This window comes from Desulfofundulus sp. TPOSR (assembly GCF_011393055.1).
GTDB lineage: Bacteria > Bacillota > Desulfotomaculia > Desulfotomaculales > Desulfovirgulaceae > Desulfofundulus > Desulfofundulus kuznetsovii.
Genome location: NZ_JAAOEF010000004.1, coordinates 295,652 through 322,285, shown reverse-complemented (window position 1 = coordinate 322,285; position 26,634 = coordinate 295,652). Strand labels below are relative to the sequence as shown.

Genomic DNA, 26,634 nt, shown 5'->3' with positions numbered 1-26,634 from the left:
TGAGGAAAATAAAGAAGTGTCTGGAGGAAGCACTTAAATGAAAGTCAAGCGGGCAATAAGAATCAGGATTTCCAGCAAAAGAAAAAGAGGGGCGAGGGAACTCGCCTGCGACCTGGCTCAGTTCCGTAATTTGTTGTTAATCTTCCAGAGCAGGTATTACGCTCTTTTTGGGCAGGTCATTTTAAACCAGAGCGTCATTTATTCCCTCCTGGCCGACCAGACTATGAAAAAGAAACCCGAACAGGAAGAAGCACTCCGGGAAGCGTCCGAAAGGATTATCCAGCATCCGGACTTACAGGAACTGATCCAAAGGATGAAAGAGCAGAAAGCCAGGGTAGACAACAACTACGTCCTCCAGACCACTATCCGCCAGGTTATCAAAGATTACAAAAGTTTTCTGGCATCTCTGGCCGAATATCGCGTCAATCCAGGGAAATATAAAGAGCGGCCGCAACCGCCCAAACCCAAAAAGCTGGGTAAACTCACGCAAGTCACGGCAGAATTCAACAGCAACGTGTTTGAAGTAGAAGGTAATACACTTTTTCTGCGCCTGCGCATGAACGGCAAGAAAAGAATAAAAATAAAACTCCCCAGGGACGTGGAAAGTGTATCCTCGGTCAGGCTGGTCTATCATCTTTCCGACGTTTGGGTGGACGTAATTTACGAAAAGGAACTCAAAGAACCGGAGGCCGGACTTATCCATCTGGCCGGAATCGACATGGGGATGGACAATTTAATTTCTCTAATTTCAACCAGCCCTGACGTAAAAAGCCTGATCATTTCCGGCAGGGAAATCAAGTCTTTCAACTGCTGGTTTAACAAAAAGAAGGCCGCGGTGCAGTCGGCAATGGATACGCTGAGCAACAAAATTGCTCAGGAAGAGGACGAACCCCGGAAAAATGCCATGTCGAAAGAGCTGCTCAAATTAAAGTTCTACCTCCACAACCTTTACAACTACCGCGATCGCTGGATTGAGTCTCACTTCCACAAAGTAGCCCGTGTCCTGGCCGATTTCCTCTACGAAACCGGCCACAAAGCAGTTTACCTCGGCAAAGGGGCCACAGAAAGTAAAGACGGAATAGACTTAGGAAAAGTGACCAACCAGAATTTCGTGAGTATTCCTTTTCGTAAGCTGATCAATATTTTGAAGTACAAACTGGAAGAGCTGGGTATGAAAGCGGAAGAAAAAGAGGAGTCCTACACCAGCAAGGCTTCCTCTCTTTCCGATGATATTTTGGAAATTCAGCGAAAGTACGCCGAAGTCAAAGAGAAGCAGGGAGAAATAAAAGTTAAGTGTTCCGGCAAAAGAATTGAGCGCGGCCTGTACAGGGACAATGTGCTCAACAAGGTTTTCAACGCTGATTTGAACGGCGCTTTGAACATTTTAAAGGTGGGAGCGAAGCTCCGCAGACTTACTCTAAGCCTGAAAGTTCTTTTGTGTAAGTTGTGCAACCCGCTGAGACTTAACCTCTACGATTTCATTTACAGGTTCAAAAGTAAGGCCGAGTCCCCTCCGGGGATAGGAGATAGTAGGCTGGCAACAGCAGGGTTAACTCGATAGATATGATATCGCCATTCGAATATAGAATGGTCGATTAAATATCTATTTGAGTGCCTGCTGGAGTAAAAGCAGGAATACCATAACAAGCGGCGTGGTTGCCTTTACCTTCCGGGTTTTTCGGCAACACCATCCAAACTGCTGCCACGGTTTGGATGGTGTTACCTTAAATTACCCGGCTGGTAGCAATATCGCATCCCGGCGGGAACCCGGCGGCGACGGCGGCGACGGCGGTGAAAAAGGGCTTGACGAGTCAAGGGGGTTATAGTATAATAGTCCTTGGCGTTGAGGTTATTCCCCGATAGCTCAACGGTAGAGCATCCGGCTGTTAACCGGAGGGTTGTAGGTTCGAATCCTACTCGGGGAGCCAGTTGAAAGGAAGACATACCCGGTTTATCACGGGTATGTCATTTTTATTTTTTGTATCGTTTTATCCCGTGAGTAAAACTCAGAAAGGTATAGAAAAAACGAAAAATAAAGCGTCCGGGGAACCTGTATAACGCTGGCTGGTCATGAATGGCAATAATTTGCAAAAAAATGGTTCTTCCGGCGCTTGTATTTTTTTATGCGATTGTGTCTATAATAAAGGTGAAAGTCAGTCAAGGTCAAGGTCAGGGAGGGTGGTGGTGGTTGTCAAACATCTCAGACCTTATTGAACGCTATTTAAAGGAGTTACTGGCCGCCAGCACCCGGGGGATGATCGAGATCCGGCGCAACGAGCTGGCGGAACGATTTAATTGTGTCCCCTCCCAGATTAATTATGTTCTCGCCACCCGTTTTACCGTGGAACACGGCTTTCTGGTGGAAAGCCGGCGGGGAGGCGGGGGATACGTACGCATAATGCAATTGCCCCGGGATAAAAGGCTGGATTCCATCAGCCAGCTGTTAAACCTGGTGGGCAGGGAAATATCCCAGCAGCGGGCGCAGGCGATCATTGAGCGCCTGTGGGAGGAAAAGCTGATCACCGACCGCGAGTCCCGGATGATGCGGGCGGTGATTGACCGGGAAGTGCTGCGCGTGGGTTTACCGGCCCGGGACCAGTTGCGGGCCTTGATCTTACGCGCCATGATCCTGAGTTTGTTGGGCAAAAAGGGTGAATAAAACAGGCATGCGGGGAATACTTCTGCCGGTGCCAGCCAGCCAACAGGAGGGATAAAGAAGATGGAATGCGAGCGTTGCCACCAGAGACCGGCCACGGTCCACCTGACGGAAATCATCAACAATGAAAAGCGGACCATGCGCCTGTGCGAGCAGTGTGCCCGGGAGTTGCAGGCCCAGGCCATGGGATTTTTCCCTCAGATAAACCTGCATAATTTCCTGGCCGGGCTGCTGCACAACGAGTTTGGCTTCCCCACCACCGGTCCCACGGTAGCCCCGGCGGGGGCCCGCTGTGAAGCCTGCGGGCTGACGGAGGCCCAGTTTGCCCGCCAGGGGCTGCTGGGATGCGGGGAGTGCTACCGTTATTTTGGTCCCCGGCTCGAGCCCGTGTTCCGGCGGATTCACGGCAATACCTGCCATACGGGCAAGGTGCCGGAACGTACCGGCGGCAAAGTACGGGTTATTAACCGCCTTGAGCGGTTGAAAGCCCAGTTGCGGGAGGCCATCAGCCGGGAAGAGTTCGAGCGGGCGGCCGAATTGCGGGATGCCATCCGGGAACTGGAAAAGGAGCTGCAGGAGGGATAAGGTGATGTCCATCAAAGAAACCGTAAACAATCCCCACAGTCACTGGATGGATGGAACGGGTCCCGAGTCGGATATCGTGATCAGCAGCCGGGTGCGGGTGGCCCGGAACCTGGCCCATTTACCCTTCCCCCATCTTTTGTCCCGGGAAAAGGCCGAAGATGTAATCCATGCTGTGCAGACGGCAATAGAAAACAGGGTCTTCCGGGAAAAAATGGGGAAAATGGAATTAACACGCATGAACGAATTGACCCCTGTAGAAAGGCAGATACTAGTGGAAAAACACCTGATCAGTCCCGATTTGCTGGAGGATTTTGAGCGCAAGGCGGTGGTGCTGCGGGACGACGAGGTGCTCAGCGTCATGGTCAATGAAGAGGACCACCTGCGTCTCCAGTGCCTTTTACCCGGTCTGCAGCTGAACAGGGCCTGGGAACTGGTCAGCCGCCTTGACGACGGTCTGGAAGCTACTCTGGATTATGCCTTTGACGAGAAGCTGGGCTATCTGACGGCCTGCCCCACCAATGTGGGCACGGGCCTGCGCGCCTCGGTGATGCTGCACCTGCCCGGCCTGGTGATGGTCAATCAGATCAAGGGGGTACTGGGTACCATTACCAAACTGGGGCTGACCGTGCGCGGCCTTTACGGTGAGGGCACCGAGGCCAAGGGCAACCTGTTCCAGGTGTCCAACCAGGTTACCCTGGGACAGGCGGAGGAGGATATTATTGCCAACCTCATTTCGGTGACCCGCCAGCTTCTGGGGCAGGAAAGGGCGGCCCGGGAGGCCCTCTACCGGGAGCGCCGGGAGCAGCTGGAGGACCGGGTAGGGCGGGCTTACGGCCTGTTGAAGCATGCCCGGGTGATGACCTCGGACGAAGCCATGAGCCTGTTTTCCGACCTGCGCCTGGGCATCGATATGGGTATTATCAAAAACATTCCGGCGCCACTGATTATTGAACTGATGGTGCTTACCAGGCCGGCCTTCCTGGTGAAAGTTACCGGTAAGGATTTAAGCCCGGTGGAGCGGGATATCTACCGCGCCCAGTTAATCCGCAAAAAGCTATCGGCAGCTCAACAGTCATAAAAAAATAAAACAGGAGGTGTGTGTTACGATGTTATTCGGTCGTTTTACGCAAAGGGCACAAAAAGTGCTGTTTCTTGCTCAAGAAGAGGCCAGGAGGCTTAATTACCCCTATGTGGGTACGGAACACCTGCTGCTCGGACTGATCCGGGAAGGGGAAGGAGTAGCCGCCAAAGCCCTGGCCGGCCTGGGCATTGACGCCGACAAGGTGCGGGCCACGGTGGAGCAGATGGTGGAAAAGGTATCCGGCCCCATGCCGCAGGAGATACCTTTAACCCCGCGGGCCAAGCGGGTGCTGGAACTGGCTGTGGATGAGGCCCGGCGCATGGGGCACAGCTATGTGGGGACGGAACACCTTCTCCTGGGGTTGATCCGGGAAGGTGAAGGCGTGGCTGCCCGGGCCCTGGCTTCCCTGGGGGCGGATCTTAACAAGGTGCGCAGTGTGATCATGCAGATGCTCGGCGGTGCGGCAGGGGGGCCCGCTCCGGGGCAGCCGGGCGCGGCCAGGCCGCAGGTCTCCAGCACCCCCACCCTGGACCAGTTCGGCCGGGATCTCACGGCCCTGGCCCGGGATGACAAACTGGATCCCGTGGTGGGCCGGGAGAAGGAGATTGAGAGGGTCATCCAGATCTTGAGCCGGCGCACCAAGAACAACCCGGTGCTCATCGGTGAGCCGGGGGTGGGGAAAACCGCCATTGCCGAAGGGCTGGCTCAAAGGATTGTGCAGGGGAACGTGCCGGAGGTGCTGCTCAACAAGCGGGTGGTTACCCTGGACCTGGCTTCCATGGTGGCCGGCACCAAGTATCGCGGTGAGTTTGAGGAGCGCATCAAGAAGGTTATTGACGAAATTATCAAGGCCGGCAACATCATCGTTTTCATCGATGAGCTGCACACGTTGATTGGCGCCGGGGCGGCGGAAGGAGCCATTGATGCGGCGAACATCCTGAAACCGGCCCTGGCCCGGGGCGAACTCCAGTGCATCGGGGCCACCACCCTGGACGAGTACCGCAAGCATATTGAACGGGACCCCGCCCTGGAGCGGCGTTTCCAGCCCATCATGGTGGAAGAACCGACGGTGGAAGAAACCATAGCCATCTTAAAGGGGCTGCGGGATAAATATGAAGCCCATCACCGGGTGCGCATAACCGATGAGGCCCTGGAAGCGGCGGCCAGGCTGTCGGACCGCTACATTACCGACCGGTTCCTGCCGGACAAGGCCATCGACCTGGTGGATGAGGCCAGTTCCCGCGTGCGCCTGCGGGCTTTTACCGCCCCGCCCAACCTCAAGGACCTGGAGAAGCGGATTGAGGAAATCCAAAAGGAAAAGGAAGCTGCCGTCAACAACCAGGAGTTTGAAAAAGCCGCCCAGTTGCGGGATCAGGAGCAGCAGCTTAAGAAAGAGCTGGAAGCCCGGCGGCAGGACTGGCAGGCGGCCAGGGGCAAGGAGGAACTGGTTGTTACGGAGGAAGACATCGCCCAGATTGTCAGCAGCTGGACGGGCATCCCGGTGAAAAAGCTGGCCGAAGAGGAAACCGAGCGCCTGCTGCGCCTGGAGGAAATTCTGCACCAGCGGGTGGTGGGCCAGGACGAGGCGGTGCGGGCCGTAGCCCGTTCGGTGCGCCGGGCGCGGGCCGGGCTGAAGGATCCCAAGCGGCCCATCGGTTCCTTCATCTTCCTGGGCCCCACCGGCGTGGGCAAAACCGAGCTGGCCCGGGCGCTGGCGGAAGCCCTCTTTGGCGACGAGGATGCCCTGGTGCGCCTGGACATGAGCGAATATATGGAGCGGTTTGCCGTCTCCCGTTTGGTGGGCGCGCCCCCGGGCTACGTGGGTTACGAAGAGGGGGGCCAGCTGACCGAGGCGGTGCGGCGCAAGCCCTACACCGTGGTACTGCTGGACGAGATTGAAAAGGCCCACCCGGACGTGTTCAACATTTTGCTGCAGGTCCTGGAAGACGGCCGTTTGACCGATGCCAAGGGCCGGACGGTGGACTTCCGCAATACGGTGATCATCATGACCTCCAACGTAGGGGTGCATACCCTGCGCAAGGAAGGAACCCTGGGCTTCCGTACCGAACAGGAAAGGGAAGCCAGCTACGAGCGCATGAAGGAGCGGGTGACCGAAGAGTTAAAACGCACCTTCCGGCCGGAATTCTTAAACCGCATCGACGAAATCATCGTGTTCCACTCCCTGACCGCCGAGCACATTAAGGAAATTGTGGGCCTGATGCTCAAGGAAGTAGCTGAGCGGATGAAGGAACACGATGTGGAAGTGGAGTTTACCGAAGCGGCCAGAGAAATCCTGGCCAGGGAAGGTTTCGACGAAACCTACGGTGCCAGGCCCTTGCGCCGGGCCATCCAGCGCCTGGTGGAAGACCGCCTTTCGGAAGAGCTCCTGAAGGGCACCTTCCACAAGGGTGACCGGGTGGTGGTAGACGGCGAAGACGGTCAGATTGTGGTACGCAAAGCCGGCGACAACCAGGCGGCGGGTGAGGCACCGGCAAATGCTCAAAGTGAATAGTACCCGCCTGTATGCCGTACCCGCTGAAAAGGCGGGGGACCGGTAAGGGTGGGTCTAAGAAAATAGCAGGAGGTGCGGGCTTTCCGTACCTCCTTTTTACCATTCTCACAAGTGCCTCAGCGCTTCCGCCGGGCTTAAAGAAGCAGCCCGGCTGGCCGGGTACAGCCCGAAAAACAGGCCTACTGCAGCGGCAAAACTGAAAGCCAGGAGCACTGTCCACGGCGAGATGAGCGGCGGCCAGTGGGCAAAACGGGCAATAGCCAGAGCTCCGCCGGCGCCCAGCAGCACGCCGAAGATACCGCCTACCAGGCACAGGGTTACGGCTTCAGTCAAAAAAAGCTGCAAAATGTCCCGCCGGCGGGCGCCCAGGGCCATCAAAAGCCCTATTTCCCGGGTACGTTCGGTCACTGCCACCAGCATAATGTTCATTACTCCAATACCTCCGACAAGCAGGGCTATGCCGGCCACCGCCCCTATGATCAGGGTCATAACCGAGGTGACCTTGCCTGCCGCAGCCAGTTGTTCCTCCACTGACAAACCAGTGTAATGCACACCTGAGCCGGGGTGTCTGGCTTTGAGAACTTTCAAGCTATCCTCTATAGCCTGTGGAACGGCTTCCCTGGATACCGCCACCCCGGCTAACTGGTGGATGACCTGTGAGTTTAAGATTTCCTGGGCAAACGTAATGGGAACGTAAGCGCTCCTTATGTTCATCATTCCCATAAGCAACGAGGATTCTCTTTCAAGGATGCCTACCACTGTGGCCGGAATGTTCTTGATAAACACCTGTTTGCCAAGGGGATCCGTGTCCGGAAAAAGATCTTCCGCCAGCGCTGCGTCCAGCACCACCACCCCCTGGCGCCCTGTTACATCCGCCGGGGAGATAAAGCGTCCCTTTTGGAGGGGCATATTTCTGACGGCGGTAAAATCGGCAGTGGTTCCGATGAGCTGTGATAAAACGGGCTTTGTCCCGCTGTACGGCCGTCGCACGTCGATCATCTGGCTGAAAGTGAGGGGAGCCATCTTTTCCACATACGGGGAAACTTCTTTAATCAGAACAGCATCCTGCAGCCGGAAAGTACCAGCCGTGGCCATTTCCCCCCGCATATGATCCACTGTGATTTCAAAAGCACGGGTGCTTCCCAGTTTTTCCAATTCTGCGATCAGCACCGCCCGGCCGCCCTGGCCGATGGCCACCACAGCAATAACTGCGGCAATGCCAATGGCAATACCGGAAATGGTCAATGCCGCCCGTAGCCGGTAAGCGGCGAGATTTCCGGCGGCAAAATGGATGAGGTCGTCAAGCCTCATTGCACCGTTACCTCCTCCCTGACCACCGTTCCGTCCAGGAAGTGCAGGATGCGGCCGGCGTAACGGGCGATATCCGGTTCGTGAGTGACGATAATAATGGTGCGGCCTTCCTTGTGCAGTTCCCGGAAAATGGCCATGATTTCGTGGCTGGTCCGGCTGTCCAGATTGCCTGTGGGTTCGTCGGCAAGAATGAGGGGGGGATCGGTAACCAGCGCACGGGCAATAGCCACCCGCTGCTGCTCGCCGCCGGAAAGCTCCGGGGGCTTATGTTGCAGGCGGTGGGCCAGTCCCACCCTGGTGAGCAGTGCTGCCGCCCGCTCCCGCCGTTCTTTGCGCGGCACGCCGGTGTAGGCCAGCGGCAGCTCCACATTGCGCAGGATGTTAAAGCGAGGGAGTAGATTAAAGGTTTGAAAGATAAAGCCGATCCGCCTGTTGCGCAAAACTGCCAGCTCGTCTTCGCTCATGGAACTTACCTGCCGCCCGTCAAAGCAGTACTCGCCTCCACTGGGTCGTTCCAGGCAACCCAGTATACTTAAAAAAGTGGACTTGCCTGAGCCCGATGGGCCCATCACTGCCACAAATTCATTCCGTTTGATTTCCAGGGTCACGTCTTTTAACGCCTGGACCGCCGCCTGGCCTCTACCGTATACCTTGCTTACTCCCGTGAGCTTAATCACTGGCCTTCGCCCCCGCCTGAATTTTACGAACCGGCTGGCCGTCTTTAATGTTTTTGGGGTTAACAACTACCACAGCCCCCGGTTTCAGCCCGGCCAGAATTTCGGTGTATAGTTCGTTGGAGCGGCCCACCGTCACCGTGCGTTTACGGGCGAGGTTGCCTTCCACTACGAAAACGGCTTTTGTCTTACCTTCGTCAAGCAGCGCTTCGTTAGGTATCAGGAGGGATTTTCCTGGCTTTACGCGGTGGATGACCACGTCAACCGTAGCTCCGGGCAGAATGTCGTTTCGCTCCATATCCAGGTATACTCGCACCACGTTTTCCGTTTCATGAATGTTACTTCTGGTTACGGCGGGAGAAACCCGGGAAACTTTTGCCGGCAGGGTTTTACCCGGACTCCCGGCCCAGTGGATCTCCGCTTCCTGCCCGGCTGCTATGCCGCGGACATCCTGCTCGCTTACTTCGGCCACCACCTGAAGGGAATTCCTGTCGCTGATGGTTAAGATTATGGTGCCGGGTTGCAGGAAGGTTCCTTCCCGGGCCGTCGTGAAAACCACCCCGCCTATGGGAGCGGTAAGCCGTCCTTTGGCCGCTTCCTGCCGGGCATTGTCCACAGCCACCCGGGCCTGTTCTACCCGGGCCTGAAGCACTCTAATCTTTTCGTCATGGCTTTTTTGCAGCGCTGTTAGACGCGCCCCGGCTGATTGCCGGTTTGCTTCGGCTTTGACGTATTCTGTTTCGGCTGCCTCCAAATCGGCTTCTGGAACGGCGCCCTGCTCGAACAGGGAGCGATAGCGTTCCAATTTCCGGCGTGCGTCCTGAAACTGGGCTTCAGCTTCTTTGAAAGCAGCCTCAGCCTGGGCCACTTCAAGCGCAGCCGGGGTTTGTGCCTGGGCCAGTTCTGCTTCGGCAACGGCGAGGGCCGCCCGGGTTTCCCTGAGCCGTTTCTCCATCTCATCTGTATCCAGCACGCCCAGCAACTGGCCGGCAGCAACATAGTCGCCATCTTTTACCTTTAAGCTTAAAAGCCTGGCAGGAAAAGGAGCCACCACCTCCGCCCGGCGGAAGGCTTCAATCCTGCCTGTGGTCAGGACCTTATCCTCAAATATCCTTTCTTCGGTACGGGCGGTTTTAACCTCTACCGCGGCAGTGCTGGAACCCCGAATAATACTGGCCACCACCACAGCAATCAACAGAGTGGCACCGGCTATGGCCAGCGAGAGTTTAATACTGCGCAACAACCTTCTCTCCTTCCTCTAGCCGATGCCGGTCGGGGCTTTCCAGAAAGCCAGGGCAGATGAGAGCAGGGCAAACAACAGCCAGCACCCGAAGAGGTAGGCGACCGTGCCACCCGGCCGGATCTGCATCGCTGCCGCACCGCCTGTTCCCCAGAGGATCAGGCTCCACCAGGTAAAGGGGCTGCACTGGGTGAGGAAAGAGTAAATAAAGCTTTTTTGATGGGGCAAGAAGGAGGCCAGGCTGATGCTTACCTGCTGCAGGTTTTCCGCCGGTACGACAAGGGCAATGAGAGTTGCTATTATTGTACCGATCAGTATGGGGATGTAGCCGTAAACGGCTACGGCAAAAAGAACTCTGAAGGGGGTACTTTTAGCACTAAACGCAGAGAACAGTTTCAGCAAAGTGGCGACCACCAGCCAGACGCCCCAGGGAATCACCAGGGCAGAGACAAGACTTCCTGCAGCGGTTACTTTCGGCACCACCGCTCGCATCATCTCTACTTGATCGGGTGGTATGGGGATTGTCCCCTGTTCGATCATCCACAAAACATTAGCCTGAATTTTGGGTACCAGAACCAGTGCCAGGAGAAAATTTACTCCGCTGATAAGCAGGGATGATTTGAGAAAGGCTGGTTGCTCAACAATTGCTTCAAAAGCTTTCCCGGGACTTGTCAACACTTTAAGCCTCCCGTAGTGTATTTGACCATTTTCACTCATTCATGTAAACCTCCCGGTAAAAATTTACTCGGTTAGTACATTCGCCAGACTTTTTTACATTCCTCCAAAATTTTCTTATTGTAAAAGACCTTCGTGAAACCAGGGAATATACCCTATCTCGCTGTTCAAGATACACCCTCCCCGTGCGAAATCACATTTGAGGACACTCCAGCCGGTGCCGGAGTGCATACTTCTTTCTTTACCGGCAAACCGGGTTCCCGCCGGCACAGTTCAGTGTAAATGGCCGCATATAACCCTTTTTTACCAAGTAATTCGGCATGCGTTCCTTGTTCGGCAACCACGCCGTTATCCAACACGATTATGTGATCGGCTATCTTGACGGTGGACGGCCGGTGTGCAATCACAATAACGGTGGCGGTTTCCTTAAGATCCATGATCGCCTGATATATGGCGCTCTCCGTTTCCGGGTCCAGGAAGGAGGTGGGCTCATCCAGAACAACTATTCTGGGATTGGCCAAAAATAACCGGGCGAGAGCAATCCGCTGGGCTTCGCCGCTGGATAGTTGGAACCCTCCTTCTCCGATCCGGGTGTGGAATCCTTCGGGCAGCTGCATAATGAACTCATCAGCTCCGGCCTTCCCGGCGGCGGCGAAAACCTGCTCCTCACTACAGGAACCCACCCCATAGCAGATGTTATCCCAGATACTACCGCTAAAAAGGAACTCTCCCTGGATAACGTACCTGATATTGTTCCGCAAGGATTCTATTGTGACCTGTCTGATATCGACATTATCAATTAGAATTCTTCCCTCCCAGGGATCATAAAGCCTTACCAGCAATCGCGCCAGCGTACTCTTACCGACTCCACTTCTCCCGACCACCGCGGTGATTTTTCGCGGCTCAAAAGCGGCACTTAATCCCTTTAAAACCGGCTCTTCCGGCTTATACCCGAACCAGACGTTCTCGAAAATTACCTTGCCTTCCTCCAAGAGTAGTTCGACCGCTTCCGGAGGCTCGTGTACCGCCGGCATTACTCGATGGTACTCCAGAAACCGGTATAGACTGGCACGCACATCCTGGAAAGAAAGGACGCTACCAACAACAGAGGCAATACGGGGATATAGCATCCCTGCGGTGAGCAAAAATGCCATAAGCGTCCCCAGAGTGATTTGCCCTGCTAATACCAACCGCCCCCCGTACCATAAAATGCCGAAGGACCAGATGTTGTTAACCAGCACCACGGATAACTCAGAAAACTTGCCAAGCATATAAGCTTTCACGTTTATACCCATCAGTTCTTCCAGACCGGACTTAAAGCTATCTGTCTCCATCGCCCCGGCATTTAACGTCCTGGTGAGCTGAATATTTCTAAACCTCTCGACCACGAAACCGGATAAAAATTGTGCTTTGCCTTTCTGAAGCAGGGCGTATTTTAACAATGGTTTCTGAAACCCAATAATCACCAGTACCTGCAAACATAACACGGCGAACACGAAAAGCGCCATCCGCAAATTCCAGCCGACCATTATAGAGGAAATGATAACGATAAAGAGCAAATCAATAGGTAGTCCAATGAGTAACCGGTTAAAGAAACTTTGAATGGTCTCCGTATCCCCGAAGATACGATAATTCAGCTCCCCGCTGCGCTGCATCAGCAGGAAATCCACAGGCGCTTTTAGCAATCGCCTGAAAAGGTCGTGCCGCATTAACAACTTAACTCGCTCAAAAGTCCTGACCAGAACGTAGTCCGAAATAATCCCTGTGAAGAACAGAATGATGAGTATAACCCCGCAGATGATCAAAAGCGGCAAGAGCAAATCCCCGCGGCTGGCATGAAAAACAACATCGATCAGAAACCTGGTTAAGTAAGGGGTGGCAAGGCCGGTAAGGGAAAAGATGATACTGGTAAAAAGACCGAGAAGAATTGCGCCCGTCTTGCCCTTCAGGTAGATTTTCGCCAGATTCCACAAAGCTACTAGATCCTTCCACATAAGTTTTAAAACCTCACCATATAAATAGTGAACAATAAGTCACAGTTTTGCTGGTTGTGCGCCCCTGGCTATAAGTTCCCGGTAGAGATCTTCTACACCAGGATACAAAAGCACATAGTAGCGACCGTCGAACTCCAGCACTACCTCATGGGACGATCCGAGATGCCGGAAATACAGCGCTTTTTTACCATTTTCAAATCTGAACCGGCCGGCAGAAAAACCTGGAAGGCCAATCCCTCCCGTGCGCAGAGTCGCCTGCCACGATCCTGTGCTTTCTACCAGGGCAATGCGGGTTTTATCCAGCTCTACGATCTCCGGAGATCCAGGATTACCTTTAATCTGCAACTTTCCGTCTTCCAGTCGCCAGCCCGAACCGGTGTAAAGCAGGGCCATGATCAGGAATACCGCCAGCCCTGAGGTTACAATAAACACTTCTACCATCAGTACAGGACGGAGGTTGGGTGAGATCCCTTTTTTTCGTAATTTCCACACCCGCCACAGCATAAAAAGCAAAGGAAAGCCGAAAACCGCAAGATATAAAATATAGAAAAGAGGGTCCACGGGGACAAAAAAGGCCTTAAGTACTTCCCAAAAGCTAAGCTGGTAGGCCAATTTTTCTCGCCTCCCACCGCGCGAAAATTTCCTCTTTCCTCGCCGCCAGAGTGAGCAACTTTTCCCGGCAGGCCGTACCCAGGTAAAAGCAGGCTTCACACCTCCGGTAAAATTTTTTTTCCACCCCCAGTTCGGCCAGTACCGCTTCCGGTCCTTCGAGGTGCAGCCACCAGTAAAATACGTTACGCTGCATCCGCCCGACAATTTCGGGCAGGGAAACCCCGGAAGCCATACTATCTACCGTCAGAATGGCCTGCGCCTTACTGTTTATGATGTGCCCGCAACAAAACAATATTTTTCCATCCGGCAAAATTGTTAAAGTATGCCCGGCCTCCTGGCAGGCCCCTTGCTCTCTTTTTTCCATGTCGGAAGGGAAAAAGTGTAAAGGCAGTTTCCGCCGGGCGCGGCCTAAAGGAAACACGAAATCCTCCAGGAACTTGATTTCTTGCTGGATGCCGGCATCTTTGAAGATCCTGCGTAAGTAACCGGATCTTATCCTGGCCCCATGGTACAGTACCGAGCCCACCAGCGTGGTCATGCCCAGTTCAGTTGCCGCCCTTATGGCGTTGAGCAGATTCCGCTCACCGCCGAACGACTCAAGATACTTTGCATGAAAGTCGTCGTAACTGATATTGAGTTCGTCAAGACCCGCTGCTCGATAATCCTGCAGAAAACGATATGCTTTCTCCGCCGTTTGGGCCCACCAGGCGTTGGTCACCAACCGGGTAACGAAACCTTTTTCATGCGCCAGCTTAATCCCTTCTTGTATGAGTTCCGGGTAAAGTGTAGGTTCGCCACCGGTAAAAACGATCACCCGGATGGACGGCAGGGCATAAGCCTGTTCTATGACCCGCTGCATAACACCTGCCGCCAGCACTTCCCGGCGCTCCGGTCCGGCAGCGACGGAGCAATGATCACAGGAAAAGTTGCACCTGTACGTGGTAATAAAAGCCAGAACCTGCGGAATCATGATTTTTCTCCTCCTTGATGATTCTGGTTTAAATGCTGCTTCACCGCTTCGACAAACTTCTCCGGCTCAGCAGGGGAAAGGTAGTATGTCTTGCTATTGGCGATTTGAATACGCACCAACTGTTTTAAACGGGTAGCGTATACTCCAACCGTTTTATTATCATCCTCACTGAAAAACAACCCAAAATATCCAAATAGTCCCGCGTTGGCAAAGACTTTAAATCCTGCATTCAACTTCTCTATTGATTTGATAGAGATAATCTGGCTGTAAGGGATGGAAATTGCACCAACTGGCTTTCTAATAATTAACTGATCGGCATCAATACCGTAAGCACTAACCGAAGAAAACAAGTAAGCGATAACATAAATAGCCAATAATACACCACCAACACCCGCCATGGTGGAAACCCAATCTCCATTATTCGCTCCAGCTATAAAGGTTGGTATCAGTACGATAACAGGCCCAACAATATATGTAGAAATTCTTATCAAAATGTCACGCGGAGCTGGAGTAAACCATTTAATATTGACCAAATACGTCACCTCTCCCAAGTAGAGATAAAATATGTCTAGGAGTTGGAAGTGGTTTCACTCCCAACTCCTCATAAACACAATTATAGGTAAATACGTTCTATTCAGACTAACTATAAATATATTTTGCAGTACAAAGCGAAACTCCATTCCATACTGCAGCAGCAACAGCAGCAACAGCGCCATAGCCAAGAGCAAGGTACTCATACACGGCAACCACGTTAACAACCAGTGGTGCATAGATTGCCATCGGCCTTGCTCCAGTGTTCGACGAATTACCAGCCATCACCGCAACAGCATCGACCGGGCGGTCGAGTTCGAATTCCCTCACCGGTACCCACCTCCTTCCTTTTTGAATTTAGAAGAAGGTGGTCTCCATTGAAAATCACTCTCCCCTGGTGTATAATAATCGCCGAGGGTAGGGTGGGTTTTCCCCTTGTCGAACCGTTTAAGGGTGGGTTGACCGGGGTGGAGACCACCTTACTCTCGTTTACCTCCGCTGCCACTCTTTATTAAATGGCAGCCGCCTTTATCTCCTGCTCTATTAAATCCACAAACCTGGCCAGCGAACGCATTTCCTTCTCAGTGGCCATTTTCTTCACTTCCTGCAGCACGGTCTCGTCGTCGCCGCCCATCCTCGCCACCAAAAACTCGTTGTCGTTCGAGTAAGCAAACACCTCCTGACCGTCACCTGTTCTCCCTATGTAGACAAAGGGCTCAAAAACCTGGCTGGAGAGGTTCCGGAAAGTGTACAACACATTTTCGATGCTCTTTTTGGAGCTGGAAGCATCTATATCCGTTAAAGTGCACATGCGGACAACCGTGTAACTACCTGTGGCCAGAATATTTACATCCCGAACCCGAATGGTCACCACTGCCCCCGCGCCTGCTTCTTTACCCGCCACCCGCGCCAGGGACAGGTAGGGAGCTACGTAAGCCAGATTCATAGTAGCAAGCGATTTTAACAAAGCTCCCTTGCTGAAAGCTTCCAGCTCCCTGTTATCTTTTTCCAATGCGTTACTTTCTAAGTCTTTAGCTCCCACATTAAGTACTTCTTCCAAAGCCTTCTCCCCCCTGACCATTATCCGGCCTGCCTCAGACTAATCGTTCAGTCTTCACCCCTTTCATCCCATTGTCTGGATTTGCCCTAAATTATAAAAAATTTTCCTCCTATTGTCGTTTCAAATCGGTAACAATTTGGTTAAGAAAACGTTAACATAGTTTTGAAAAAGGAATTATCTACATTATGTCGAAATAATGCTATCAAACAGTAAATGGAGGTTATGGAATAATCTATGGATAAAAGAATCCTTATTGTAGAGGATGAGGAAGGTACAAGAAAATATGTTCGTTTTGTTCTGGAGCAAAACGGTTTCACCGTTTATGAAGCTGCCAGCGGGGAAGAAGCACTGGAGCTGGTGCCAGGCATACAGCCTCACCTCATGCTTTTGGATGTAAAGCTTCCGGGCATGGACGGTTACGAGGTATGTCACAAAATCAGGAATAACCACCCCGGCGCAGGTATTATCATGCTTACCGCCTGCGACGAGGGCATAAATAAGGTGAAGGGGCTGGAGCTGGGTGCCGATGATTATATTGTTAAGCCCTTTGATTCACTGGAACTGGCGGCCAGGGTAAAGGCGGTATTTCGCCGCCTTTCGCATACTCCCGGGGATATACCTGTTTCTTACAGTGATTTAAAAATCATCCCCTCGACCAGGCAAGTTTACAGGAAGGGGGCACCTGTTGCGCTGACGCCCAGGGAATACGACTTGCTGCTTTTTTTGGCCCGGAACCCCAACCGGATAATCAGCAGGGAAGAGCTTTTAAACCATGTATGGGGTGATAATTATTTGGGAGAGCTCAAAACAGTGGATATATACATCAGCAGGCTGAGGGCCAAACTGGAGGACCGGCCGGATAAACCCAGGTTGATTAAGACCATGCGGGGTGTCGGTTATCTTTTTAAGCCTGACTAAAAGGACGGGCATTATATTTTGACCACCCGGGAACTGGCCCGGATGATCCGCCGGGCCGTCATCCGCTTTGATCAGCTGCCCGGTGGGGAATTCGACCAGCCCCCGGGCCTGTCCACGGGAGCCGGGGCCATCTTTGCCGCCATTGGGAGGTCATGGAGGCGGCCATCCGCACGGTCTACGCCCTGGTCCAGGAAGTGTCGCCTCGCCTTGGAATTACGGGAATTCCGGCACCTGGGGGAATCAAGCATGCCTTACTTTAACTCGCAAATAATAATCAAAGTGTGACGAAAGTTGAATATTATCCGCTTATGTGCCAATACCGGCCGGAAAGGAAGAAACAGGTCAGGCCGGGTTTTAGAAAAACGCAGGAGGTGCAATCTTTCCGCACCTCCTTTTACCATTCTCACAAGTGCCTCAGCTTTATGATATAATGGTTTTGAGGTGATTCAAATGGAAAACAATTTGGAGAAAGCAACCGGTATTCTGCAAAAGCTTTCTGTGGAAAGCCTGAAAACGGCAATTTCCTTGTTGGAGCTCCTGGCCCTGAAGGAGGAATTGGACGCCATGGAGGAAATAAGAAACGATGATGAAGTAAATAGGCAAATTAATGAAGCCCGGCAGGCACGCCTCCAGGGGAAAGAAGACGAATATATTCCCTGGGAGATGCGTCATAATGTATGATGTCCGGATACATCGGGAGGCTTTGAAATCCTACCGCAGGCTGGATAAGGAATTGCAAACAAAGATAGATGAAGCCGTAGAAAAACTAAGATCAGATCCCTGGCGCAGGGATCTGGATGTGAAAAAACTGCACGGTGAATACAAGGGATATTACCGGTTACGCATTGGTGAAGTTCGCTTAATCTATACTATTGACCGGGAAAATGGCTAAATTTTGACCCCTTTCAGCCTTAAATGAGACTTGACAGCTTCCCGGTTGGGGAAATGTTCAGCAATGATGTTCAGGTACTCCGCCACCAGCGTCGGCCCCCGTTTGACCACCCGGGCCATCAATTCCAGCGGGAGGCCGTAAGTGTGCAAAATTAAAACCCGCTCAAAGTCGTCGATGTACCTGTCCACCGCCTCCGGGCTGTGCCGGGTGATCCGGGCAATGTCATGGCTGAAATACCCTTTCAGGTAGAAGCCGATAATGATATCCTTGTGGGTCATGGCGCTGCCGGCATCCAGTATCGTTCCCGGGGTGGGTAAAACCATCTGGTGATCCACCATGAACTGCCGCAAAAGCCGCGAAAAAGTCTGGTATGAGCGTAAGAACAGCTGCTGCAGATCCACCAGGGCCAGCAAACCGCCCTGCAGGTAGGCTTCAGTAAGCACCCGGGCCATCTGGGCCTGCTGAATGGCTTCCAGTTCGCTTAAGGATTTGACCCGGGCCAGGCGCTTTAACTCCTCCTGTGTATGCAGGGTGAGCAGCAGGGGCACCTGCTCCCGGTAGGCCGTCTGGTGCTCCCTTTGCTGACGGTCGGTGGTGCTGATGCCGATCCAGGCTACCTGTCCCGGTCTTACCCGGCTAAGGGGCGGGCAGTACAGCTCCCGCAGGTAGGCCAGCCGGAAGATAATGGCCAATGCCCTGGCCCGGCTGATATGCTCTTCCTGCACGAGAAAGGCCAGCATTTTATCCACTACTGCCTGGGGAACCAGCACATCGTCCTCGGCGGGCCTGTCCACCGTGCGGGCGTTAACCATTTGCGGTGGTGCCAGGGGACCGGCCAGATACCTGGGGAGAGCAGCCTTTTTACGATCCCCGTCCCCGGTATGGGGCAGCCGGTCCCTGGGGCTGATGATGGCTCGTAAGTCCTCCATTGTTGCTCCGGGGACCACACGCTTTATGGCCTTTAGCGCCATTTTTTCCACCGTGGCTTTAGCCCGGGAGAAGCTGCCGCTGCGCTGCAGGATGGAAATTACTTCTGCAGATAAAAGAGGAATGACCACCCGTTTCCCCTGAAAAGAGATCAGGAGTTCTCCGGGTTTTAAGCGTTCAATACCGTCACCGGCCTCATCTTCGTCCATCAACTGGTTAAATCTTAAGCAGATCTCATCGGCCAGCCAGGATTCCTTGTTCAGGTCGAAACGCCGGATTAATTCGCAACGCTGGGCATTGAAGAGGTTTTTCTCTCCCAAAGAGTCGTAAGAAGAGAACCTCTTCCGGCCTATGGAACCATCCCCTTTTTTACCGCCTGTTCGCGGGCGAATATCTGGCGGATGCGTGTGAGCACCCACTGGTATTCAGGTTGATTAAACCGCTCGTAAAGGGCGGCGCAGGTTTTCACCACCCTTGCCGAACGGTGCATTACCTTGCGGATCAGGGGCAAGGGCAGGCCGCGTTCACAAAGCCCCACATAGGTGGCAAAGGTTTTTAGATAGGCCTCTATACTCTCGTAGCTGTGGCCTGTCCGGTGTTTGATCTGGGTTTCCGTGTATCCCTGCAGGTAGAGCTCCACTATTTTGCTCATATGGGAGATACCCGGCCCCATGTCAGCCAGGTTGCCCCGGGTGGGAACAAACACCTGCCTGTTCTCGCTCATCAGGCGCTGGATTACCGAGGGATGCACCCCCAGAAGGAAGGCCAGATCCGGCTGGCCAAGACATGCCCCCTGGGCTTTGGCCTCCCCCGTATAGCGTAAAATGCGCTGCCACTTGAGTTGTGAAGTGGTGTCTGGATTCAGCTTTTCTTCATCCTCGGGGCTGTAAAAACTTAATTTGACGGGTACCAGCCGGCATTCGTCCAGCGGTTTGCCCGGTGGCTCCTGGTCGGAGACGGCGTAGTACACCACGCTGCCGGGAGGACGGTTGTCCCTGTGTTCTTCCAGGTGGTTTTCCAGCAGGCGCAAAAAGGCCCGGGCTTTGGCCGGCGAGAAATTGTGCTCCGCCTGCAATACATGGAAAAGCCGGGCTGCCGGGTCCTCCTCTTCATGCGGGTCAGATAAAAGACCCAAAGACACCTTTAGCCGTGAAAGATAGCCTCTGGGAGCCCTTTTAGCCAGCTCCAGGTACTCGTCTACCAATCTGGGGTGAACACCGGCAACTCGGGCAATGTGCTCCCGGTTCAATTCTTTACCGGCCAGGGCGGCCACCCGGCTGAAGTCCAGCTGCCAGCTTTCCCACTGGGATTCGGAGATAAACAGTTCTTCCCGGATTCTTGAGGGTCGTTCTCCGGAAATGGCCATTTGCAGGGCAAAGGTACTGCGAAAAACCCGGTTCCGGCGATGTTTTAGCGCCTGACCGGCCAGAGGAAGGCAAACCCCTTTCTCCCAGAGGGGTTTTAACCGCTCCCGGATGGATTTGGCAGTGATATTGGTGAGCAGTGACAGGTGGGGCTGGTCAAAGACCACCCCCTGGAGATAGGCCTCTTCAATCAGCCTGAGCAGCCGCGCATTTTGCATGGCTTTCAGGCCAAATTCCCGGTGAATCTCCAGATCATCCGGCATGAAGGGGGTGAGCACAACCGGCCGTTTGGGTAGAAGAGAATACTTTTCCCGCTGATGGGCATATTCGGCAGAAATGAGGGGGAAAACAATCTGGTTGATCATCCGGTCCGTTTCCTGGTTCAGAAAATCAAGACCTTTGGCAGCAACGGACCTGGCTTCCTCGAAGGACAATCCAAACCGGTCCATGCTTTCCCTGACCAGCCAGTGAAAAAGGCATTTTTGTTCGACAGAATTCGTTTGGGCCAGGAGATTTTGGCGGTGAAACCTGGGGCGTCCCATGCAATCACCCCACATCGAATTTTTAGAGGGTCTTATTGGCTGGGGATATGCCGCTCTTGTGGGCAGCAGCCCTGTCCGCAAGTACGACAGTTGCCATGCTGTCGTACACAAAACTAAAACCCGGCTGCCCACAAGAGCTTGGATAACTCTTGCGAGTTATCCACATATCCCCAGCCACGACTGCGAATGACCATGACCATCATGACTACCATGTTATTCCTGAATACCAGTTTAATAGCGGGACTAAACATTGTCCAGCAACGGGTATAGCCTCTTTCGGGAGAGATTTCCCTTACGGGTTAAACCGGTGGATGGAGTAAAAATGGGAGGATATTAAAAATAAACATCGAACAATAAAAAGGCCATGTTATTTAAACCAACCTGAGATGGTTCTGTGCCGTTGATGGCATGGAGAGACTCAGCCTCAGCCGGCAAGCCTGAATGATGTATGTTATATTAAAAATGTCTTGTCGTCCAACTAAGGAGTCAGGCATATGAAGCAAATTTCAAAATTTGATTATCCGTTAGATATTTCCATTAAAATGCTTTATTTGGCTGGCAAGATTATACAAGAGCGAGGCAATTTTGAGCGGGTTCCCGGTTGGCTTGCGGAGACTTTGGGAGTTAGCGGTTCAGCTCTGGGTATTATAGTGGCAAAGCAATGTATAGTTTATTTTGCCCGGGTTGACCAGGACAGCAAAGCCGATTGTATGGAGGTCGCTGTGGATGTGCTCTGGTGCTCCCGCCAAAGTTCATCTGGAAAGAGGGATGTTCCGTGCCATTTATTCGATTGTCCGGTAAGACAAAAGGTGATCGATAGGTGCGGCCGGTCTGACATGGAGGTAACTTGTTTCCCTATGGCCGGCAAGAAAGGATTTTTAATGGTATATGGAGAGGCACTGTTGCTGAATTCTTTCCCCGTTACAGAAATACTCAAGGCGATAACTCATATCATCGCATGCAGTTTGGATGTTAGTAATAGATCGCGAGAAGCTGCTTCGTATTTTCTTCCCTCCGAAGATATAGCTCAGATTTGGTCGGAAATGCTGGCTGGACTGTCCCATGATTTAAGAACGCCTCTGGCCTGTATTAAAGGCTACATCACAACTTTGATGCGGGAAGACGTAACATGGGATCCTGCTACTCAAAGAGAGTTCATGAACATCATTGTTGAGGAAACAGATCATATTGAGAATTTAATCGATAACCTGCTGGACTCCGCTACTTTTAGCTGGAAAGGTGGAATTGAGCTGAAGAAAGAACCCATTTCAATACCTCAAATAGTAAAAAAGGTGCTCAGGGACCCGTCGTATCGTATTAAAAATCACCAGTTTACCGTATTGTTTCCAGAAGGATTCCCGCTTGTGGAAGCAGACCCGATCAGGATCGAACAAGTGCTGCGAAATCTTGTAGACAACGCGGTCAAATATTCCATGGAGTACACTCAAATCGTAATTAAAGGAGAAGTAACGCCTGAGGAAGTAGTTATTTCAATTACCGATCAGGGCATCGGTATTGATAGCGAGCATTTAAAATGGCTGTTTGAAAAATTTTTCAGGGCGACAAGAGGCATACAGGAAAATAAAAAGGGAATGGGGCTGGGATTGCCTTTGGCCCGTCAGATATTAATTAGCCACGGTGGCAGGATCTGGGCTGAAAGCAAGTTAAACCAGGGAACAACTTTTTACTTTACGCTGCCTTTGGATCAACGAGCAGCTAAAATGAATAGCCATTCTTGAAAATGACTAGGTGGATTGAGATGAAGCGCAAAACGATCTTGGTAGTAGATGATGAACCTCGCCTCGTACGATTAGTTAAAGTTAATCTGTTGGCCAGTGGTTACTTAGTAGATACAGCTGCTGACGGAAAAACTGCCATTGAGATGCTGGAATCTTCTAACTATGATTTATTGATTTTAGATATTATGCTTCCCGGTCCATTTAATGGGTTTGAGGTGTGTAAAAGGATCCGCGAATTTTCCGACATCCCAATAATTATGCTTACGGGCAGGGCTCGCGAGCAGGACCGGATACGTGGTTTTGACGCGGGGGCCGATGATTATATAACCAAGCCTTTCAGTGTTGAGGAGTTGTTGCTTCGTGTAAAAGCAATTCTCAGGAGAACTCATCCGTCAGAAGAATTTCCAAAAGGCACTACCTATAAAGTTGGTGATTTAGTTATCAATTTTGCTCAAAGACGAGTCTTTCTCAAGGGAAGGGAAGTAAGGCTCACTGCTACTGAATATCAGGTCCTGTACCACCTGGGTTGTCATGCGGGGAAGGTAATTACCCATGAGGATTTATTGACCCGGGTCTGGGGTCCTGAATATCGTAACGAACTTCATTACTTGAGAAACTATATCAGTAGCCTGCGAAAAAAGATTGAGGATGACCCCGGTAACCCTAAATATATTCTTAGTAAACACGGTATTGGCTACTATCTGGCCTCAGACCCTTAAAATATTTTTTTACCTGACTCTGCCAAGTAAGGCAGAGTTTTTTTATGTAATTTTTATATTTATGATGGTCTCTTTTATGATTTTTTTATGACAGATCAATTAGATTAAAGCCAGTTAGTCAAGTGTCTGCTTCTTTAAACAAACACATATTTTATCTTTTCAGGAGGTTGCTGATGCTTACACGTGAAGATGTCCGGGAAAAAGCTAGAGAAGAACGAGTAAAATTCCTGCGCTTGCAGTTCACTGACATTTTTGGTGCTTTAAAAAATATCGCTGTAACGTCGGATGATTTGGAACAGGCAATGGCCGGCAGGATTACCTTCGATAGCTCTGTGGTTGATGGAGTGGTCAGCAACCAGGAACAGGATATTATCCTTCAACCCGATCCGTCGACCTTCTTGGTGCTTCCCTGGCGTCCCCGTGAGGAAGCTGTGGCTCGCTTTATTTGTGATGTAGCCAATCCGGACGGGACTCCTTACCCTGGGTGTTCGCGTAGTGTTCTAAAAAAGGTGCTGGGTGAAGCTGCCCAGATGGGGTTTGAAATATTGGTTGGTATGGAAGTGGAATTTTACCTCTTTTATACCGACGACAACGGCAACCCAACCACCAATACCCATGACCATGCCGGGTACTGCGACCTGACCCCGGTTGACCTGGGTGAAAATGCCCGGCGGGACATGGTGCTGACTCTGGAAGAAATGGGGATCGATATCGGTTTCAGTCATCATGAAAAAGGGCCGGGCCAGCATGGAATCACCCTGAAACCGGATAATGCCCTGGTCATTGCAGATAAGTTGGTAACCTTCAAGTTTATCGTGCGTACTATTGCCCAGCGGTACGGTCTTCACGCTTCTTTTATGCCCAAACCGCTTAACGGCAGGCCGGGGTCAGCATTACACTTGCACCTATACCTCCGTCACAGGGGGGCCAGCTTTTTTAACGGTGCAGAGGAGCCTTTGCAGCCTCACCAGGAGGTCGGGCACTTTATCGCGGGGATCCTGGCCCACGCCCGGGCTAATACTGCTATTACCAATCCACTGGTTAATTCTTATAAGAGGTTGATCCCCAGTGACCTGACAATGCCTGTGAATGTTGCCTGGTCGGAAGATAGCCGCAATACGGTGCTTCGTGTTGTTACACACCGCGGTCAGGAAACGCGGGTAGAAGTGCGAAACCCGGATTCCGCCTGCAACCCGTATCTTGCTCTAGCCTTAATCCTGAAAGCGGGATTAGATGGGATTCGACAGCAACTTCTACAACCACCTCCGCTGAACGAAAACATTTTTCTAACAGATGATAGCAAGTGTAAGGGTATACGGGTTGCCTGCCTGCCTCGAACCCTGGGTGAAGCACTGCGGGAACTGGCCTCCGATCAGTTGGCCAGGGCTACACTGGGTGAGTATATTTACCGGATTTATGCCAGGGCCAAGGTAGAAGAGTGGGAGCGTTTCCATGCATTTGTACATCCCTGGGAACTGCAGGAATATCTCTCTCGCTTCTAGCTAGCAGCTAATTCTAGCAACTAATTCTATATTCTATATGAAAAATAAGGGGGTTATATTGGTGGGGTTGACACAACGGGTTATTGATGAGGTTATGGAACAGGTGGTGAAACGGAACCCTAACGAACCGGAGTTTCATCAGGCAGTTTTGGAAGTACTGGAATCTTTGGAACCCGCGATCGAAAGACATCCTGAATTTGTAGAAGCGGGTATCCTGCACAGAATAGTAGAACCTGAGCGACAAGTCATTTTCCGAGTGCCATGGGTTGACGACCAGGGCCGGGTACAGGTTAACCGTGGTTTCAGGGTTCAGTTCAATAATGCTATTGGTCCTTATAAGGGCGGCCTGCGTTTTCATCCTTCTGTAAACCTGGGAATTATTAAGTTCCTTGCTTTTGAGCAAATATTTAAAAATTCTCTGACCGGCCTGCCTATTGGAGGAGGCAAGGGTGGAAGCGATTTTGATCCCAAGGGGAAATCAGACGGCGAGATCATGCGATTTTGTCAGAGTTTCATGACAGAGCTTTACCGGCACATCGGAACGGATGTGGATGTTCCGGCTGGTGATATAGGGGTTGGCAGCCGGGAAATAGGGTATTTGTACGGTCAATACAAAAGAATTACGAGCCTTTACCATGGAGTTCTTACCGGTAAGGGTTTGACCTATGGTGGAAGTCTGGTCAGAACCGAAGCTACAGGTTATGGATTGTTGTATTTTCTTGAGGAAATGCTCAAGGAAAATGGACAAACCCTGGTCAATAAAACGGTGGTTGTATCAGGTTCCGGAAATGTTGCCATTTATGCGGTAGAAAAGGCCCAGCAGCTTGGCGCCAGGGTGATAGCCATGAGCGATTCCAACGGGTACATATTAGATCCGGAAGGGATCAAACTGGATACTGTAAAGCAGTTAAAAGAGGTTGAGAGAAAGAGAATTAAAGCTTATGTTGAGCATCATCCTTCGGCTCAGTATCACGAAGGGTCAAAGGGGATCTGGTCAATTAAGTGTGATATTGCTCTGCCTTGCGCTACACAAAACGAAATTGATGAAGAATCAGCCAGGAAGCTGGTGGCCAACGGGGTTATAGCGGTAGCGGAAGGTGCCAATATGCCGTCTACTCCAGAAGCAATAAAAGTATTTCAAGATAATAAAGTCCTCTTTGGGCCGGCAAAGGCTGCCAACGCCGGTGGAGTCGCTACTTCAGCCCTGGAAATGTCCCAGAACAGCATGAGGTGTTCCTGGACATTTGAAGAAGTGGATGCCAAACTCAAAGACATTATGGTCGCGATTTACCGTCAGATCAGTCAGACAGCCAGGGAATACGGTTATGAAGGTAACCTGGTGGTAGGGGCAAACATTGCTGGTTTCCTCAAAGTGGCTAACGCCATGATGGCTCAAGGGGTAGTATAGTTTAAACAAAGCTGGAGTACTACATCGAAGAGGGTCTGTCGGCGAAGGGCTCAAGGGTAGTATAGTTTAAACAAAGCCAGAACTATTGGGAAGTTAAAGGGAGTTAAAGGAGGTTGAACCGTGGATCAGTGCCCGTTGGCCTACGTTGATCCTTGTTCAAAATGTGCTCAATTCGGGAACTGTTGCCCAAGTCAGGCCATCCAAAAGCTTGACGTTCTTGAAAAAGAATTACAAAACATAAAAGAGATACTGCAGAGTTTATTAAGGATACAGTCACAAAACCCCAACTAACTGGCAGATATTAACATAACCCAGGGAAAATGTTACTTCCTGCCATGGACGAAAATGGTCTTCCACAGCGATTTTATGATCACATGGTTTTACATGCGACGCTGACCAGGTTTCGAGCATAAACCTGAAGATAAGATTACACGATGAAGAAATAACCCGGTATATGACTATTGACCGGGAAAATGGCCTGGTTTACATCGATGCCCTGGCTCACCGGGGCGGCGCTTACAAATAGTTTTTGTGTCAGCACCTGCAGAACCGGGCTTTTGCCTGGGTTTTTCTTTTTATAGCTTTTCCCGGCCTCTCACGGCCGGTGGTGTGAGAGGAGGGGGCTAGCCGCCCCCTCCTACTCGATCATTCTCACAAGTGCCTCAGCGCTTCCGCCGGGCTTAAAGAAGCAGCCCGGCTGGCCGGGTGCGCTCGGGTGCGCT

At 51.9% G+C, this 26,634-nt stretch carries 25 protein-coding genes and 1 tRNA gene; 14 read left to right on the top strand and 12 right to left on the bottom strand.

Annotation, left to right across the window (positions count from 1 at the left end; all coding sequences use genetic code 11):
* The first annotated feature begins 37 nt into the window (after positions 1 to 37).
* From G7K71_RS17370 to G7K71_RS17345, 6 genes are all read left to right on the top strand, one after another.
* Positions 38 to 1,561: a zinc ribbon domain-containing protein gene (locus tag G7K71_RS17370; RefSeq protein WP_166349130.1), complete on the top strand. Its 1,524-nt coding sequence runs from the start codon at positions 38 to 40 to the stop codon at positions 1,559 to 1,561.
* A 292-nt stretch (positions 1,562 to 1,853) separates the two neighbouring features.
* Positions 1,854 to 1,928: transfer RNA gene (locus tag G7K71_RS17365), tRNA-Asn, on the top strand.
* A 260-nt stretch (positions 1,929 to 2,188) separates the two neighbouring features.
* On the top strand, positions 2,189 to 2,659 hold the full coding sequence (locus G7K71_RS17360) for a CtsR family transcriptional regulator (protein WP_166349127.1): 471 nt from the start codon (positions 2,189 to 2,191) through the stop codon (positions 2,657 to 2,659).
* Positions 2,660 to 2,719: 60 nt separating this feature from the next.
* Complete coding sequence (locus G7K71_RS17355) at positions 2,720 to 3,241, top strand: UvrB/UvrC motif-containing protein (protein WP_013824183.1); 522 nt, start codon at positions 2,720 to 2,722, stop codon at positions 3,239 to 3,241.
* Positions 3,242 to 3,245: 4 nt separating this feature from the next.
* Positions 3,246 to 4,319: a protein arginine kinase gene (locus G7K71_RS17350; protein ID WP_166349124.1), complete on the top strand. Its 1,074-nt coding sequence runs from the start codon at positions 3,246 to 3,248 to the stop codon at positions 4,317 to 4,319.
* A 28-nt stretch (positions 4,320 to 4,347) separates the two neighbouring features.
* Positions 4,348 to 6,834 (top strand): ATP-dependent Clp protease ATP-binding subunit, encoded by a 2,487-nt coding sequence (locus G7K71_RS17345; RefSeq protein WP_166349121.1) that lies wholly within the window; start codon positions 4,348 to 4,350, stop codon positions 6,832 to 6,834.
* Positions 6,835 to 6,939: 105 nt separating this feature from the next.
* On the opposite strand, the gene G7K71_RS17340 is transcribed toward G7K71_RS17345, so the two are convergent.
* The 10 genes from G7K71_RS17340 to G7K71_RS17295 all read right to left on the bottom strand — a co-directional run bounded on the left by G7K71_RS17340 (position 6,940) and on the right by G7K71_RS17295 (position 15,901).
* Entirely contained in the window at positions 6,940 to 8,145 is a 1,206-nt protein-coding gene (locus G7K71_RS17340) for an ABC transporter permease (RefSeq protein WP_166349118.1), read from the bottom strand.
* Positions 8,142 to 8,822, bottom strand: a complete 681-nt coding sequence (locus G7K71_RS17335; protein WP_166349115.1) for an ABC transporter ATP-binding protein — start codon at positions 8,820 to 8,822, stop codon at positions 8,142 to 8,144. Before G7K71_RS17335 ends, G7K71_RS17340 begins: the two co-directional genes overlap by 4 nt.
* Complete coding sequence (locus G7K71_RS17330) at positions 8,815 to 10,059, bottom strand: efflux RND transporter periplasmic adaptor subunit (protein WP_166349112.1); 1,245 nt, start codon at positions 10,057 to 10,059, stop codon at positions 8,815 to 8,817. Before G7K71_RS17330 ends, G7K71_RS17335 begins: the two co-directional genes overlap by 8 nt.
* Positions 10,060 to 10,077: 18 nt before the next feature.
* Entirely contained in the window at positions 10,078 to 10,776 is a 699-nt protein-coding gene (locus tag G7K71_RS17325) for a YIP1 family protein (RefSeq protein WP_166349109.1), read from the bottom strand.
* A 125-nt stretch (positions 10,777 to 10,901) separates the two neighbouring features.
* On the bottom strand, positions 10,902 to 12,728 hold the full coding sequence (locus G7K71_RS17320; protein WP_166349106.1) for an ABC transporter ATP-binding protein: 1,827 nt from the start codon (positions 12,726 to 12,728) through the stop codon (positions 10,902 to 10,904).
* Between the two features lie 39 nt (positions 12,729 to 12,767).
* Positions 12,768 to 13,340, bottom strand: coding sequence for a hypothetical protein (locus tag G7K71_RS17315; RefSeq protein WP_013824172.1), 573 nt, complete (start codon positions 13,338 to 13,340; stop codon positions 12,768 to 12,770).
* Positions 13,324 to 14,310: a radical SAM protein gene (locus tag G7K71_RS17310; protein ID WP_013824171.1), complete on the bottom strand. Its 987-nt coding sequence runs from the start codon at positions 14,308 to 14,310 to the stop codon at positions 13,324 to 13,326. Before G7K71_RS17310 ends, G7K71_RS17315 begins: the two co-directional genes overlap by 17 nt.
* Positions 14,307 to 14,843, bottom strand: coding sequence for a PH domain-containing protein (locus tag G7K71_RS17305; RefSeq protein ID WP_013824170.1), 537 nt, complete (start codon positions 14,841 to 14,843; stop codon positions 14,307 to 14,309). Before G7K71_RS17305 ends, G7K71_RS17310 begins: the two co-directional genes overlap by 4 nt.
* Positions 14,844 to 14,949: 106 nt before the next feature.
* Positions 14,950 to 15,171 carry a hypothetical protein gene (locus G7K71_RS17300; protein WP_166349103.1) on the bottom strand — a complete coding sequence of 74 codons (222 nt, stop codon included), beginning with the start codon at positions 15,169 to 15,171 and terminating at the stop codon, positions 14,950 to 14,952.
* A 181-nt stretch (positions 15,172 to 15,352) separates the two neighbouring features.
* Entirely contained in the window at positions 15,353 to 15,901 is a 549-nt protein-coding gene (locus tag G7K71_RS17295) for a hypothetical protein (RefSeq protein ID WP_166349100.1), read from the bottom strand.
* Positions 15,902 to 16,135: 234 nt separating this feature from the next.
* On the opposite strand from G7K71_RS17295, the gene G7K71_RS17290 reads away from it, so the two are divergent.
* The 4 genes from G7K71_RS17290 to G7K71_RS17275 all read left to right on the top strand — a co-directional run bounded on the left by G7K71_RS17290 (position 16,136) and on the right by G7K71_RS17275 (position 17,711).
* On the top strand, positions 16,136 to 16,819 hold the full coding sequence (locus tag G7K71_RS17290) for a response regulator transcription factor (RefSeq protein WP_166349097.1): 684 nt from the start codon (positions 16,136 to 16,138) through the stop codon (positions 16,817 to 16,819).
* A gap of 18 nt (positions 16,820 to 16,837) precedes the next feature.
* Positions 16,838 to 17,104 carry a [Fe-Fe] hydrogenase large subunit C-terminal domain-containing protein gene (locus G7K71_RS17285; RefSeq protein ID WP_243175082.1) on the top strand — a complete coding sequence of 89 codons (267 nt, stop codon included), beginning with the start codon at positions 16,838 to 16,840 and terminating at the stop codon, positions 17,102 to 17,104.
* Positions 17,105 to 17,269: 165 nt separating this feature from the next.
* Positions 17,270 to 17,500, top strand: coding sequence for a hypothetical protein (locus G7K71_RS17280; RefSeq protein ID WP_166349094.1), 231 nt, complete (start codon positions 17,270 to 17,272; stop codon positions 17,498 to 17,500).
* Entirely contained in the window at positions 17,493 to 17,711 is a 219-nt protein-coding gene (locus tag G7K71_RS17275) for a type II toxin-antitoxin system RelE/ParE family toxin (RefSeq protein WP_166349091.1), read from the top strand. The genes G7K71_RS17280 and G7K71_RS17275 overlap by 8 nt, the downstream gene beginning before the upstream one ends.
* On the opposite strand, the gene G7K71_RS17270 is transcribed toward G7K71_RS17275, so the two are convergent.
* Both G7K71_RS17270 and G7K71_RS17265 read right to left on the bottom strand, forming a co-directional pair.
* Positions 17,708 to 18,958, bottom strand: coding sequence for a DUF1670 domain-containing protein (locus G7K71_RS17270; RefSeq protein WP_166349089.1), 1,251 nt, complete (start codon positions 18,956 to 18,958; stop codon positions 17,708 to 17,710). The genes G7K71_RS17275 and G7K71_RS17270 overlap by 4 nt on opposite strands.
* A gap of 29 nt (positions 18,959 to 18,987) precedes the next feature.
* The gene (locus G7K71_RS17265) at positions 18,988 to 20,544 is read right to left on the bottom strand and encodes a DUF1670 domain-containing protein (RefSeq protein WP_166349086.1); all 1,557 of its coding nucleotides are present in this window, start codon (positions 20,542 to 20,544) and stop codon (positions 18,988 to 18,990) included.
* A 494-nt stretch (positions 20,545 to 21,038) separates the two neighbouring features.
* Here G7K71_RS17265 and G7K71_RS17260 point away from each other — a divergent pair, with 494 nt between their 5' ends.
* From G7K71_RS17260 to gdhA, 4 genes are all read left to right on the top strand, one after another.
* Positions 21,039 to 22,283, top strand: a complete 1,245-nt coding sequence (locus G7K71_RS17260; RefSeq protein WP_166349083.1) for a sensor histidine kinase KdpD — start codon at positions 21,039 to 21,041, stop codon at positions 22,281 to 22,283.
* A 20-nt stretch (positions 22,284 to 22,303) separates the two neighbouring features.
* Positions 22,304 to 23,002 carry a response regulator transcription factor gene (locus G7K71_RS17255; RefSeq protein ID WP_166349081.1) on the top strand — a complete coding sequence of 233 codons (699 nt, stop codon included), beginning with the start codon at positions 22,304 to 22,306 and terminating at the stop codon, positions 23,000 to 23,002.
* A 173-nt stretch (positions 23,003 to 23,175) separates the two neighbouring features.
* Complete coding sequence (locus G7K71_RS17250) at positions 23,176 to 24,504, top strand: glutamine synthetase family protein (RefSeq protein ID WP_166349078.1); 1,329 nt, start codon at positions 23,176 to 23,178, stop codon at positions 24,502 to 24,504.
* Positions 24,505 to 24,565: 61 nt separating this feature from the next.
* Complete coding sequence (gene gdhA / locus G7K71_RS17245) at positions 24,566 to 25,912, top strand: NADP-specific glutamate dehydrogenase (RefSeq protein ID WP_313885024.1); 1,347 nt, start codon at positions 24,566 to 24,568, stop codon at positions 25,910 to 25,912.
* The last annotated feature ends 722 nt before the right edge of the window (positions 25,913 to 26,634 follow it).

What these genes read in the sequence shown, in the direction of transcription:
- G7K71_RS17355 (WP_013824183.1), top strand. Translation starts at nt 2,720, where the DNA reads ATGGAATGCGAGCGTTGCCACCAGAGACCGGCCACGGTCCACCTGACG.
- G7K71_RS17325 (WP_166349109.1), bottom strand. Translation starts at nt 10,776, where the DNA reads ATGAGTGAAAATGGTCAAATACACTACGGGAGGCTTAAAGTGTTGACA.
- G7K71_RS17320 (WP_166349106.1), bottom strand. Translation starts at nt 12,728, where the DNA reads ATGTGGAAGGATCTAGTAGCTTTGTGGAATCTGGCGAAAATCTACCTG.
- G7K71_RS17310 (WP_013824171.1), bottom strand. Translation starts at nt 14,310, where the DNA reads ATGATTCCGCAGGTTCTGGCTTTTATTACCACGTACAGGTGCAACTTT.
- G7K71_RS17345 (WP_166349121.1), top strand. Translation starts at nt 4,348, where the DNA reads ATGTTATTCGGTCGTTTTACGCAAAGGGCACAAAAAGTGCTGTTTCTT.
- G7K71_RS17370 (WP_166349130.1), top strand. Translation starts at nt 38, where the DNA reads ATGAAAGTCAAGCGGGCAATAAGAATCAGGATTTCCAGCAAAAGAAAA.
- G7K71_RS17265 (WP_166349086.1), bottom strand. Translation starts at nt 20,544, where the DNA reads ATGGGACGCCCCAGGTTTCACCGCCAAAATCTCCTGGCCCAAACGAAT.
- G7K71_RS17290 (WP_166349097.1), top strand. Translation starts at nt 16,136, where the DNA reads ATGGATAAAAGAATCCTTATTGTAGAGGATGAGGAAGGTACAAGAAAA.
- G7K71_RS17250 (WP_166349078.1), top strand. Translation starts at nt 23,176, where the DNA reads ATGCTTACACGTGAAGATGTCCGGGAAAAAGCTAGAGAAGAACGAGTA.
- G7K71_RS17260 (WP_166349083.1), top strand. Translation starts at nt 21,039, where the DNA reads ATGAAGCAAATTTCAAAATTTGATTATCCGTTAGATATTTCCATTAAA.
- G7K71_RS17350 (WP_166349124.1), top strand. Translation starts at nt 3,246, where the DNA reads ATGTCCATCAAAGAAACCGTAAACAATCCCCACAGTCACTGGATGGAT.
- G7K71_RS17340 (WP_166349118.1), bottom strand. Translation starts at nt 8,145, where the DNA reads ATGAGGCTTGACGACCTCATCCATTTTGCCGCCGGAAATCTCGCCGCT.
- G7K71_RS17280 (WP_166349094.1), top strand. Translation starts at nt 17,270, where the DNA reads ATGGAAAACAATTTGGAGAAAGCAACCGGTATTCTGCAAAAGCTTTCT.
- G7K71_RS17275 (WP_166349091.1), top strand. Translation starts at nt 17,493, where the DNA reads ATGTATGATGTCCGGATACATCGGGAGGCTTTGAAATCCTACCGCAGG.
- G7K71_RS17255 (WP_166349081.1), top strand. Translation starts at nt 22,304, where the DNA reads ATGAAGCGCAAAACGATCTTGGTAGTAGATGATGAACCTCGCCTCGTA.